A 13,327-nucleotide genomic window follows, 5' to 3' on the forward strand; every position below is an offset into this window, starting at 1 on the left:
GGGCCGGCCAAGAAAACGTGTTCCCCACCCGGGAGACGTCTCCCCCTCGAACGAGACGCGGAAACGGGCATGTGGCAGGAGAGCGTACCTGTGAGAGGGCTCAGACGAACATCGAGTCGATGGCGACGGCGAGGAAGAGCAGCGCCAGGTAGGCGTTGGACCAGTGGAAGAAGCGCATCGGGCGCAGATCGACCCCGGTCTTGCCCGCGTTGACCCGGCCGAGGAGGCGGTGGACCTCCCACAGGCAGGCGGCACCGAGGACGGCGGCCACGACGGGGTAGAGCAGGGTGGTCCCGGCCACCGGCCACAGCAGCAGCGAGCAGAGCACCGTCGCCCAGGTGTAGACGATGCTCTCCAGCACCACCCGGCGCTCGGTGGCGACCACCGGGAGCATGGGGACCTTCGCCGCGGCGTAGTCCTCCTTGTAGCGCATGGCGAGGGTCCAGGTGTGCGGAGGCGTCCAGAAGAACACCACGCCGAAGAGCACCACGGGGGCCCAGTCGAGGCTGCCGGTGACACCGGCCCAGCCGATCAGCACCGGCATGCAGCCCGCGATCCCCCCCCACACCACGTTCTGCGGGGTCCGCCGCTTGAGGATCATCGAGTAGACGAGCACGTAGAAAAGGTTCGCGGCCAGCGACAGTCCGGCGGCGAGCCAGTTCACGGTCAGCCCGAGGCCAAGGGTCGACAGCGCCCCGAGAATGACCCCGAAGATCAGCGCGTTGGTCGGCGGCACCATGTCGCGGGCGAGCGGGCGGCGCCGGGTGCGGCGCATGGCCGCGTCGATGTCACGGTCGATGTAGCAGTTCAGGGCGTTCGCACTGCCCGCCGACAGGGTGCCGAACACCAGGGTGTTGACGGCGATCCACAGCGGTGGCAGGCCCTTGGCCGCCAGGAACATCACCGGCAGCGTCGTGATCAGCAGCAGCTCGATGATCCGCGGCTTCGTGAGGGCGACGTAGGCCTTCACGACGTCGCCGAAGGAGCGAGGCACGACGCCTGCGGTCGTGTCCGCCTCGGGCGGGACCGTCGATTGCTTGTCGGTGAGCACCATCTAAGGCGCTTCCAGCACGTGCGGGGTCAACGCGTAACCTCTGATTAGAGCGGATCCGTGAATGCGGGCACCAGCCAGCCTTGAGGACTCACTGTAGTTGCAGGGGAGGCCGGTCCCGGCACGGGGTGCGGAAGCGGCGCGAGGCGACACCCGCCGGGGAGCCGCCCAGAAGTCCCGTGGACCCGCACCTGATCGACCTACGCCACGGTAGCGCGGCCGAAACCGTTAGGGTCCCATGTGGGCGGGAAATACCAGACCGGCGCCACCATCACACTATTAGATCCGGAGACCGAGCAGTTGAGCAGCGAACTCGTGCCAGCCCTTGAATGGAGCGACCTGGACCGCCGCGCGGTCGATGTCGTGCGGGCCCTGGCCATGGATGCGGTAGAGAAGGCGGGCTCGGGCCACCCGGGCACCGCGATGAGCCTGGCGCCCGCCGCGTACCTGCTGTTCCAGCAGGTGATGCGGCATGATCCGTCAGACCCCTCCTGGGTGGGCCGTGACCGGTTCGTCCTTTCGGCCGGCCACACCAGCCTGACCCTCTACATCCAGCTCTACCTGTCGGGCTACGGCCTGAGCCTGGACGACCTCAAGGCTCTGCGCCAGTGGGAGAGCCTGACCCCCGGCCACCCCGAGCACGGCCACACCGTCGGCGTCGAGACCACCACGGGGCCGCTGGGTCAGGGGCTGGGCAACGCGGTCGGCATGGCCATGGCCGCCCGCCGCGAGCGCGGCCTGTTCGACCCGGACGCGGCGCGGGGCGCGAGCCCGTTCGACCACCACATCTGGTGCATCGCCTCCGAGGGGGACATCGAGGAGGGCATCAGCCACGAGGTCAGTGCCCTCGCGGGCCACCAGAGGCTGGGCAACCTGACCGTCGTCTTCGACAGCAACCACATCTCGATCGAGGACGACACCCAGATCGCGCTGAGCGAGGACGTGGTCAAGCGCTACGAGGCGTACGGCTGGCACACCCAGACCGTCGACTGGACACGGACCGGCGACTACGTCGAGGACGTCGAGGCGCTGCACCAGGCGCTGGAGGCCGCCCGCGCCGAGACCGGCAGGCCGTCGTTCATCCGGCTGCGCACGATCATCGGCTGGCCCGCCCCCAACAAGAAGAACACCGGCAAGATCCACGGCTCGGCGCTGGGCGCCGACGAGGTCGCCGCCACCAAGAAGGTCCTGGGCCTTGACGAGGCCAAGAGCTTCGATGTTCCCGCCGAGGTCCTGGAGCACGCCCGCAGGGTCGTCGAGCGCGGCCGCGCCGCGCGGACCGAGTGGGACAAGCTCTACCAGAGCTGGCGCGAGGCCAACCCCGAGCGCGCCGCCGAGTTCGACCGCATCTCCGTACGGCAGCTCCCCGCCGGCTGGAGCGAGGCACTGCCGGTCTTCGAGGCCGGCTCCTCCGTCGCCACCCGCAAGGCCTCCGGCGAGGTGCTCAACAGCCTCGCGCCGGTGCTGCCCGAGCTGTGGGGCGGCTCGGCCGACCTGGCCGAGTCCAACAACACCACGATGAAGGGCGAGCCGTCCTTCATCCCCGAGGAGTTCCAGACCAGGGACTTCCCCGGCAACCCCTACGGCCGCACGCTGCACTTCGGCATCCGCGAGCACGGCATGGGGGCGATCCTCAACGGCATCGCGCTGCACAACGGCACCCGCCCCTACGGCGGCACGTTCCTGGTCTTCAGCGACTACATGCGCCCGGCCGTGCGGCTGGCGGCGCTGATGAAGCTGCCGGTCACCTACGTGTGGACGCACGACTCCATCGGCCTGGGCGAGGACGGCCCGACGCACCAGCCCGTCGAGCACCTGTGGGCGCTGCGCGCCATCCCCGGCCTCGACGTGGTCCGCCCCGCCGACGCCAACGAGACCGCCGCCGCCTGGCAGGTCGTGCTCGAGCACAACGACCGCCCGGCCGCGCTGGCGCTGACCCGCCAGAACCTGCCGGTCTACGAGGGCACCCGCGACGCGACGAAGGTCGCCCGCGGCGGCTACATCCTGCGGGAGGCCTCCAACGGGCAGCCCGCGGTGGTCCTGATCGGCACCGGCTCCGAGGTCGAGCTGGCCGTCGAGGCCCGTGAGATCCTGGAGGCGGAGGGCATCGCCACCCGGGTCGTGTCGATGCCGTGTGTGGAGTGGTTCCACGCCCAGGACACGGCCTACCGGCAGACGGTGCTGCCCTCCTCGGTCCGCGCGCGCGTGGCGGTGGAGGCGGGAATCTCGCTGGGCTGGCGGGAGTTCGTGGGAGATGAGGGGGAAGTGGTCAGCCTGGAGCACTTCGGTGCCTCGGCCCCCTACAAGACCCTCTACGAGCAGTTCGGCCTGACCGCCGAGCGCGTGGTCGCCGCAGCCAAGGCGAGCCTCGCCAAGACCGGAGCCGACAAGGGCGAGACGACAGGAAACTGATCATGAGTGAGATCCTGAGGAAACTCTCCGAGCAGGGCGTCTCCATCTGGCTGGACGACATCAGCCGCGAGCGCCTGCGCACCGGCAATCTCCAGTCGCTGATCCGCGACCGGCAGGTGGTCGGCGTCACCTCCAACCCGACGATCTTCGCCTCCGCGCTGAGCAAGGGCGACGCCTACGACACCCAGCTGCACGACCTGAAGATCCGCGGCGTCGACGTCGAGGAGGCGGTGCGCTCCATCACCACCTACGACATCCGCTGGGCCGCCGACGTGCTGCGCCCCGTCTACGACGCCACCGGCACCGTGGACGGCCGGGTGTCGATCGAGGTCGACCCGCGCCTGGCCCGGGAGACGGAGAAGACCGTCGCCGAGGCGCGCGCGCTGTGGTGGCTGGTCGACCGGCCCAACCTGTTCATCAAGATCCCGGCCACCGCCGAGGGCCTGCCCGCGATCACCCGGGCGATCTCCGAGGGCATCAGCGTCAACGTCACGCTGATCTTCTCCCTGGAGCGCTACCGCGCCGTGATGAACGCCTGGCTGAGCGGCCTTGAGCAGGCCAAGGCCAAGGGCCTCGACCTGTCGGGCATCGAGTCGGTGGCCTCGTTCTTCGTCAGCCGGCTGGACGGCGAGATCGACAAGCGCCTGGACAAGATCGGCACCCCCGAGGCCCTGGCGCTGAAGGGCAAGGCCGCGCTCGCCAACGCCCGGCTGGCCTTCGCCGCCTTCGAGGAGGTCGTCGACTCCCCGCGCTGGCAGGCGCTGGCCCTGGCCGGAGCCCGGCCGCAGCGCCCCCTGTGGGCCTCCACCGGCACTAAGAACCCCGACTACCCGGACACCCTCTACGTCGACGGGCTGGTCACCTCCGGCACCGTCAACACGATGCCGGAGAAGACCCTCGAGGCGACGGCCGACCATGGCAGGATCACCGGTGACACGGTCCGTCCCTCCTACGAGGAGGCCTGGAACACCATGGCCGCGCTCAAGGAGATCGGCATCGACTACGACGACGTCGTGAGGTTCCTGGAAGAGGACGGCGTGGACAAGTTCGAGGCCTCCTGGACCGAGCTGCTGGCGACCGTCGCCGCCGAGCTGAAGAAGGCATGAGGGAACACATGTCAGTGTCCGTGACGTTCGGTGAGGACGACCTCACCGAACAGGCCTCGGAGACGGCCGGCCGGCTCGTCTCCGAGGGGGTCCCCCAGTCCCTGGCCGCCGGCGACCCCACGCTGTGGGGCCCGGAGGCCGCGCCCGAGGCGGCCGTCCGGCTCGGCTGGCTCAACCTCCCGCTGACGAGCAGGCCGCTGCTCGGTGAGATCGGCGAGCTGGTGGAGTGGGCCCGTGCCGGGGGCCTGGACCACGTGGTCCTGGCGGGCATGGGCGGCTCCTCCCTCGCTCCCGAGGTCATCACCGGCTCCGCCGACGTACCGCTGACCGTGCTCGACACCACCGACCCCGGCCAGGTGCGCCGCGCGCTGGAGGACCGGCTGGAGAGCACGCTGCTGGTCGTCGCCAGCAAGAGCGGCGGCACCGTCGAGACCGACAGCCACCGGCGGATCTACGAGAAGGCCTTCCGCGACGCCGGGATCGACCCGGCGAGCAGGATCGTCGTCATCACCGACCCGGGCTCGCCACTGGAGCTCAGCGCCCGCGAGGCGGGCTACCGGGTGGTCCTGGCCGACCCGAACGTGGGCGGCCGCTACAGCGCCCTGACGGCGTTCGGGCTGGTGCCCAGCGCGCTGGCGGGCGCCGACGTCGAGCGGCTGCTCGACGACGCCGCCGAGGTGCTGCCGCTGCTGTCGCGCTCGGAGGGCAACCCCGGCCTCGACCTGGGCGCCGCCCTGGGAGCCGCCGCGGTGGCCGGGCGCGACAAGCTCGTGATCGAGGACGGCCTTTCGGAGATCAACGGCCTGCCCGACTGGATCGAGCAGCTGATCGCCGAGTCCACCGGCAAGTCCCGCAGGGGCATCCTGCCCGTCGTGGGCGCCGACCCCGGCGACGCCGACGACGAGCTGCTCGCCGGGATCGACACCGACGGCGTGGTGACCGTCGCCGGCCCGCTGGGCGCGCAGTTCCTCGTCTGGGAGTACGCCACGGCCGTCGCCGGGCGCGTCCTGGGCATCGATCCGTTCAACCAGCCGAACGTGGCCGAGTCCAAGGAGAACACCGCCAAGCTGCTCGACCGGAGCGAGCTGCCGGTCGGCACCCCGATCCTCGTCGACGGCCCGGTGGAGGTCCACGGCGAGCTGCCGCCGGGCATGGAGGCCCCCAAGAACCTGTCCGACGTGCTCACCGGGCTGCTGGAGGCGATCCCCTCCGACGGCTACCTCGCGGTGATGGCCTACCTCGACAGGGAGGCGGCCTTCGACGCCCCGTACCCCGAGGGCGCCTCGTTCGAGGAGATGACGGACGTGTGGAGCGCGGCCGACCCGGCCACGCTCCGCGGGATGCTCGCGGTCCGCACCGAGCGGCCGGTCACCTTCGGGTGGGGACCCCGCTTCCTGCACTCCACCGGCCAGTACCACAAGGGCGGCCCGCAGAACGGGGTGTTCCTGCAGATCACCGGGGCCGTCGAGAACGACCTGGAGGTTCCCGGCAAGCCCTACACCCTGGGCCGCCTCCAGCTCGCCCAGGCGCTGGGCGACCTGGGCGCCCTGGCCAGCCGGGGCCGCCCCGCCGTGCGACTGCACCTGACCGACCGCGCCGCCGGTGTCGCGCACCTGCTCGCCGCCTCACGGGAGGTCTGATGGGTCGCCGGAGGTTCGAATGAGCAAGGAGAACTCCCAGCCCCAGGCCGACCGGCCTCGGGCCGAGGAGCTCACCACCACGGGCACCGCGCATGAGGGAGCGGTCACCACGGCCACCGCCGCCTCGACCGCCGGCATCACCGAGGCCCTGATCGAGTCCAACCCGCTGCGCGACCCGCGCGACAAGCGCCTGCCGCGCGTGGCGGGGCCGTGCGTGCTGGTGCTGTTCGGCGTGACCGGCGACCTGGCACGTAAGAAGCTGCTCCCGGCGATCTACGACCTGGCGAACCGGGGGCTGCTGCCCCCGGGCTTCTCCCTGGTCGGCTTCGCCCGCCGGGACTGGGAGGACCAGGACTTCGCGCAGCTGACCCACGACGCCGTCAAGGAACACGCGCGCACGCCGTTCCGCGAGGAGGTCTGGAAGCAGCTGTCGGAGGGCATCTTCTTCTGCCGCGGCGAGTTCACCGACGACGGCGCCTTCGACGCGCTGGCGATGATGCTCAAGGAGATCGACGAGACCCGGGGCACCGGCGGCAACTACGGCTTCTACCTGTCGGTGCCGCCGAAGTTCTTCCCCGTGGTGGTCCAGCAGCTGAAGCGGACCGACCTGGCGGACGGTCCCGGGGACTCCTGGCGCCGGGTGGTGATCGAGAAGCCGTTCGGGCACGACCTGCGGAGCGCCCAGGAGCTCAACGCGATCACCAGCGCGGTCTTCCCGGAGAGCTCGGTGTTCCGCATAGACCACTACCTGGGCAAGGAGACCGTCCAGAACATCCTGGCGCTGCGGTTCGCCAACAACCTGTTCGAGCCGATCTGGAACCGGGGTTACGTCGACCACGTGCAGATCACGATGGCCGAGGACATCGGCATCGGCGGCCGGGCCGGCTACTACGACGGCATCGGCGCGGCGCGCGACGTGATCCAGAACCACCTGCTGCAGCTGCTGGCCCTGGTCGGCATGGAGGATCCGACGTCGTTCGGAGCAGACTCGCTGCGCAGGGAGAAGGAGAAGGTCCTCAAGGCGGTGCGGCTGCCGTCGGACCTGTCGCTGACCACCGCGCGCGGCCGTTACGGGGCCGGTTGGCAGGGCGGCGAGCCGGTCATCGGCTACACGCAGGAGGAGGGCATCCCGCCCGACTCGATCACCGAGACCTACGCCGCCATCAAGCTGGAGATCGCCAACCGGCGTTGGGCGGGGGTGCCGTTCTACCTGCGCACCGGCAAGAGACTCAGCCGCCGGGTCACCGAGGTGGCCGTGGTGTTCCAGCGCGCGCCGCACCTTCCGTTCAGCAAGGACGACACCGAGATTCTCGGGCAGAACGCCCTGGTCATCCGGGTGCAGCCGGACGAGGGCATCACGGTGCGGTTCGGTTCCAAGGTGCCGGGCACCGCCATGGAGGTCAGGGACGTCTCGATGGACTTCGCCTACGGCGAGTCGTTCATGGAGTCCTCCCCCGAGGCCTACGAGCGGCTGCTACTCGACGTGCTGATCGGCGACCCGCCGCTCTTCCCGCACCAGCGCGAGGTCGAGCTGTCCTGGAAGATCCTCGACCCGATCGAGGACTTCTGGAGCACCCAGGGCCCGCCGGAGGAGTATCCCTCGGGTACCTGGGGACCGGCCTCGGCCGACGAGATGATGGCCCGCGACGGGCGCGTCTGGAGGCGGCTCTAGATGACCAGCTTCATGCTCAGCGGCACGACCGCCTCGAAGATCTCCTCCCAGCTCACCCACCTGCGCCACCAGATGGGCACGCCGGCGGTCGGCATGGTGCTGACCCTGGTGGTGGTCTGCGGCGAGAGCGACCAGTACGACGCGGTCCGGGCGGCGACCGAGGCGGCCAGGGAGCACCCCTCCCGGATACTGGTCGTCATCCCTCGCGACCCGAACGAGCCCAACCGGCTCGACGCCGAGATCCGGTTCGGCGAGTCGACCCCGGGCGAGGTGATACTGCTCCGTCTGTACGGGGAGCTGACCAGGCACGCCGACTCGGTGGTCAGCCCGCTGCTGCTCACCGACACCCCGGTGGTCGCCTGGTGGCCCAGTGACTGCCCCGAGGTCCCGGCCGCGGATCCGATCGGCATGCTGGCCCAGCGCCGCATCGTCGACGCACGCTCCGCACCCGACTCGGTCAAGGCGATCGCCGGCCGGGCCCGCGGGTACGTGCCCGGCGACACCGACCTGGCCTGGACCCGGCTGACGACGTGGCGGAGCCTGCTGGCCGCCGCGTTCGACCAGCCGGTGGCCAAGGTCAAGCGGGGCACCGTGGAGGCCGTGCCCGGCCATGCCAGCGCCCTGCTGCTGGCGGCCTGGCTCGGTGAGCGCCTCGGCGCGCCGGTGAAGGTCTCCGACTCTCCCGGTCCCGGCCTGACCTCCGTCAAGCTGGTCTCGGGCGACGGCGACATCACCATCACCCGGGGCGACGGTCGCCTGGCCATGCTCTCTCGTCCCGGCCAGCCGGACCGCCGGGTCGCGCTGGCCCGGCGCCCGACGTCGGACCTGCTCGCCGAGGAGCTGCGGCGGCTGGATCCCGACGAGATCTACGCGGCCGCGATCCAGCGGCTCGCCCGGGCCCGCAAGTCCTGAGCCGTAAGCGCCCCGCGGCCTGCCGCGGGGCGCCCTTCTTCGAAAGAGAAGTTCGTGAGCGTTCCCAGTGTGATCATCCATCGCGACGCCGACGTGCTCGCCAAGGCCGTCGCCGCCCGGGTGATCATCCGTGCCGTCGACGCCCAGGCGGCCAAGGGCTCGGCCCAGCTGGTCCTGACCGGCGGCACCGTCGGCCTCGCCACCCTCGCCGAGATCGCCGCCTCCCCGGCCAGGGACGCCGTCGACTGGCGCAAGGTGGACATCTGGTGGGGCGACGAGCGTTTCCTGTCGGCCGGTGACCCCGAGCGCAACGAGACCGGCGCCCGCAAGGCCCTGCTGGACCACATAGACCTCGACCCCGAGCGGGTGCACGTGATGCGCGGCCCCGACTCGGGCATGACCGCCGAGGAGTCGGCCGACGCCTACGCCGAGGAGCTCCGCCGGGCCTCGCGCCCCGAGGACCACGGCCCGGCGCCGTCGTTCGACCTCATGATGCTCGGCATGGGCCCGGACGGCCATGTGGCCTCGCTCTTTCCCGGCCTGCCGGCCCTGTACGACACCCGTCCGGTGGTGGCGGTGCACGGCTCGCCCAAGCCGCCGCCCACCCGCATCTCGCTGACGATGCCGGTCATCCAGGGCTCCCGCGACGTGTGGGTGATCGCCGCCGGTGAGGAGAAGGCGAGAGCGGTACGGCTGGCACTGTCGGACTCGGGACCGATGCAGGTCCCCGCAGCCGGTGCCCGAGGCAGCCGGCGAACCCTCTTCCTGCTGGACCGGGCCGCCGCCTCCAAGATCCCCTCCTCCCTGGGCCGGATCTCCTCTCCCTGATCTGGAAGCACCCGGCGCTTCCCCTCCCGGACGGGAAGCGTCCGGATCCCTTCACCCCCAACCTGGGGCGTCGAGAATCCTCGCAAATGAAAACTCATTTGCGAGGATTTTTCATATCAAGAATCGTCCTATGATTGCCACCACAGCGGCACCTGTGGAGGGATCATGACCGGCCGGAACTCCATCACCATTCTTCATGTTTCGGACATGCAGTTCGGAAAGGAGCATCGGTTCGGAGCGGAGGGCATCACCGCCGAAGACCGCAAACACTCCTCACTGGCGGCACGGCTACTGGAGGACGTCGCCTGGCTCCAGGATGAGCACGGCATACGGCCCGATCTGGTGGTGGCCTCCGGAGACCTGGCAGAATGGGCTCTTCCCACTGAATTCCGAAAAGTAGGGGAATTCCTCACCGAGATGGCGGCGGGACTCGGACTCGACAAGGGCCGGGTCGCGATGGTGCCGGGCAATCACGATGTCAGCTGGAAGAAAAGCCGGGCGTACTTCGAGGACTGCGAGGGAGAAGAGACCAGTCCGACGCCCCCTTACTGGCCCAAATGGCAGCCCTATTTCGCTATGTTCAGCCAGTTTTATACGGAAATTCCGGGTATCGGGTTCCCCAAAGATCAGCCGTGGACGCTGTTCGAGGTGCCGGAACTGAAGACGGTCGTCGCGGGGCTCAACTCGACCATGGCTGAAAGCCACCTGGACTCGGATCACTACGGGTTCTGCGGCGAGGAGCAGCTGCGCTGGTTCGCCGACCGGCTACGCGGGTACGCCGGCCAGGGCTGGCTCCGGATCGGCGTGATGCACCACAACCCGATGATCGTCGACCCGGCGGACGACGCGTTCCTCCGTGACCGGCACCAGTTCGGCGAACTCGTCGCCCCGTACCTGAACCTGCTGCTGCACGGTCACACCCACGAGGGCCGGATCGACAGCTTCGGCGCCGACGCCCTCGCCGTACTCTGCGCGGGCAGCACCGGGGTGCGCAAGGAGGCCCGCCCGGACGACGTGCCCAACCAGTACCAGCTCATCAAGATCACTCCCAGAAGCCTGAAGGTGTACGGGAGGCGCTACAACGCGTCCCGCTACCGCTGGGAGGGCGACACGAGTATCGGGGCAAATCGGGACCAGGCGATGCGCGTGCTCCGGCGATCCTTCCACGACTGCGACGCCACCTTTCCCGCCCTCGCCGCCCAGGGTGACGACCACGACAAGGAGGCGGCCCCCCGAGCCCGCTACTCGCCGGATCCTCGCCGAGACGACCTCCTCACCCGAGTACGCAAGGTCTGTAAGGTTCATCACCCGGACGCGGATGTGGAGGAGGTCAGGAACAGCGAAAAACACCCCGGTTATCTGAGGGTCACGGTGCCATCCGAACCTCAGGTGTCGCTGTATCCGATCGGAGTGTGCGAGGGATCGCCGGGCCGTGAAGTCATCGAGACCTTCCTGTCGGAGGTGGACGCGCGATATCGCGCGGGCGATCCCCAGCTGACCTCGTACCTCGTCTACGACGGCGAGGCTGCTCGGGATGAGCTGAGACTCTGGGCGAGCATGCGAGGGGTGCGCCTCCAGCGGCTGCTGGAGTTCCAGGGCGTGTTCGACCTCCAGCCGTACGCCGACAGGCAGGCCGAGCAGTTGGCCGGCAGCCAGATCTACCCCTCCGAGCTCTACGTCCCACAGCGGTTCGGCGTCGTGAACGGTCAGGGAATGGGACAGCCCCAAGTCGACCTTCTGGAACGGTTGAGGGAGTGGATCGCCGACTACGACGGCCGGTTCATCGTCGTGCTCGGCGACTTCGGCCACGGCAAGACCTTCCTGCTCCGCGAGCTCACCAGGCTGATCCACCAGGAGAACGCACCGCCGGTCATCCCGATCCTGATCCAGCTCAGAGACCTGGAGAAGGCTCATTCGCTCGACGAACTACTGGCCGCCCACCTGACCGCAGGCGGCAAGGAGGTCATCGACCACCGCCTGCTGCGGTATCTCATCCAGGAGGGGCGGGTGCTGCTGCTCTTCGACGGCTTCGACGAACTGGCGCTGCGTGTCACCTACGAGCAGGCCGCCGAACACCTGAGCAACCTGGTCCAGGCCGCGCAGGGACGGGCGAAGGTGGTGCTGACCAGCCGCACCCAGTATTTCCTCTCCGACCGGCACGTGGAGACCGCGCTGAGCACCCGGCTGGCCAACATGCCGGGCCGCAGGCTCATCAAACTCCATGAGTTCGACGACGACCAGATCCTGGCCTTCCTCACCCGCCTCCTCGGCGGGGACGAGGCCGGGGCCCGAGCGCGGCTCGAACTGCTGCGTGATGTGCAGGATCTCCTCGGGCTGTCCAGGAACCCACGCATGCTCAGCTTCATCTCCCGGCTCGACGAGGGCCGGCTCCGCCAGATCCGGGACCAGGAGGGAGCGATCAGCGCCGCAGTGCTCTACCGGGAGTTGCTGCAACGCTGGCTGGAGTTCGAGTACGACCGCGCTCAGCCGAAAGGCGCGATGCTGTCCCTGTCTGTCGAAGATCGCTGGAGTGCGGTGCAGGCGCTCGCACTGGAACTATGGAACACCGGTCAGGAAACCCTTGACCTCGACAAGCTGGGAGCCGCCGCCGGGGCGCTGCAGAACCTGGCGGAGCTCCAGCTCACCCCGGACCAGGCATCCCACATGATCGGGTCGGGCACGCTTCTGATCCGCCCGGAGACCGGGCGGTTCAAGTTCGTGCACCGCTCGGTGATGGAGTGGCTGGTCGCCGAACAGGTCGCCAGGCGACTCAAGAGCCGGGAGCCCAACCCGCCCGAGTTACTGGTGCGAGCCCTCTCCGAGCTGATGGCCGACTTCGTCTCGGAGCTGGCGGGCAGGTTTGCCACAGTCACCTGGGCCCGCTCGTCACTCAGGGCCGACATCGGCACGACGACGGAGACCGCGAAGGGAAACGCCCTGACGCTGCTGCGCCGTCTGAACGCCCCTCTTCAGACGGCGGACAGCGCCCGCCCGGTCGTCAGGCTATCGGGGATGAACCTACGCGGCGCCGACCTCACCGGCGCCGACCTGCGCGACGCGGATCTTCGTGACGCGGACCTGCGTGAGGCCCGTCTCGACGGTACCGATCTCTCCGGCGCAGACCTGCGCGGCGCCATGCTGCGGGAAAGCTCGGGGAAGGGAGCACGCCTCCACGGCGCCGACCTGCGGGGCGCCGACTTTTCCCTTTCCCGGTTCTTCGATGCCGACTTCACCGGCGCGCGCTTCGAGGGCTCGCGGTGGTTCCGGACGGTCCTGCTGGGTGCCGTCCTACCGCCCGATTGCTTCGACGCCTGTGATACCCGTGGCGCGGCCCTTACCGTCAGTTCTCTACCATCTCACGAACTCGCCTCATCGCACAGCAACATGATCAACGTGGTGGCATGGAGCCCTGACGGGGATGTCATAGCTTTCGCCGGCAGCTGCCACAGAGTGCACCTCTGGGACCCCGCAACCGGAACTCACATCCGTACCCTCGAAGGCCACACCGCCGGTGTCAACGCCCTGGCCTGGAGCCCCGACAACACCCACCTCGCCACCGGCGGCAGAGACAGAACCATCCGCATCTGGAACCCCACCACCGCCACCCTCCTACACACCCTCGAAGACCACACCGCCAGCGTCAACGCCCTGGCCTGGAGCCCCGACAACACCCACCTCGCCACCGGCGGCACAGACGGAACCATCC

At 69.4% G+C, this 13,327-nt stretch carries 8 protein-coding genes; 7 read left to right on the top strand and 1 reads right to left on the bottom strand.

The features are described from left to right. Positions 1–100: 100 nt before the first annotated feature. The gene (locus tag AB0J58_RS38130) at positions 101–1,054 is read right to left on the bottom strand and encodes a heme o synthase (protein ID WP_364225027.1); all 954 of its coding nucleotides are present in this window, start codon (positions 1,052–1,054) and stop codon (positions 101–103) included. 312 nt (positions 1,055–1,366) lie between these two features. Here AB0J58_RS38130 and tkt point away from each other — a divergent pair, with 312 nt between their 5' ends. From tkt to AB0J58_RS38165, 7 genes are all read left to right on the top strand, one after another. Then, positions 1,367–3,463 (top strand): transketolase, encoded by a 2,097-nt coding sequence (tkt, locus tag AB0J58_RS38135; RefSeq protein WP_364225029.1) that lies wholly within the window; start codon positions 1,367–1,369, stop codon positions 3,461–3,463. Positions 3,464–3,465: 2 nt separating this feature from the next. Further along, positions 3,466–4,569 carry a transaldolase gene (tal, locus tag AB0J58_RS38140; protein ID WP_364225031.1) on the top strand — a complete coding sequence of 368 codons (1,104 nt, stop codon included), beginning with the start codon at positions 3,466–3,468 and terminating at the stop codon, positions 4,567–4,569. A gap of 8 nt (positions 4,570–4,577) precedes the next feature. Next, entirely contained in the window at positions 4,578–6,209 is a 1,632-nt protein-coding gene (locus tag AB0J58_RS38145) for a glucose-6-phosphate isomerase (protein WP_364225033.1), read from the top strand. 19 nt (positions 6,210–6,228) lie between these two features. Further along, the gene (gene zwf, locus AB0J58_RS38150; protein ID WP_343973726.1) at positions 6,229–7,881 is read left to right on the top strand and encodes a glucose-6-phosphate dehydrogenase; all 1,653 of its coding nucleotides are present in this window, start codon (positions 6,229–6,231) and stop codon (positions 7,879–7,881) included. Continuing rightward, entirely contained in the window at positions 7,882–8,793 is a 912-nt protein-coding gene (locus AB0J58_RS38155; RefSeq protein WP_364225035.1) for a glucose-6-phosphate dehydrogenase assembly protein OpcA, read from the top strand. 54 nt (positions 8,794–8,847) lie between these two features. Further along, complete coding sequence (pgl, locus tag AB0J58_RS38160) at positions 8,848–9,621, top strand: 6-phosphogluconolactonase (protein WP_364225037.1); 774 nt, start codon at positions 8,848–8,850, stop codon at positions 9,619–9,621. A 207-nt stretch (positions 9,622–9,828) separates the two neighbouring features. Beyond that, positions 9,829–13,327: pentapeptide repeat-containing protein (locus AB0J58_RS38165; RefSeq protein WP_364225039.1), on the top strand; the 3,499-nt coding region annotated here is incomplete at its 3' end.

The sequence above is a fragment of the Streptosporangium sp. NPDC049644 genome, assembly GCF_040675205.1.
GTDB classification, from domain to species: Bacteria; Actinomycetota; Actinomycetes; order Streptosporangiales; family Streptosporangiaceae; genus Streptosporangium; species Streptosporangium fukuiense.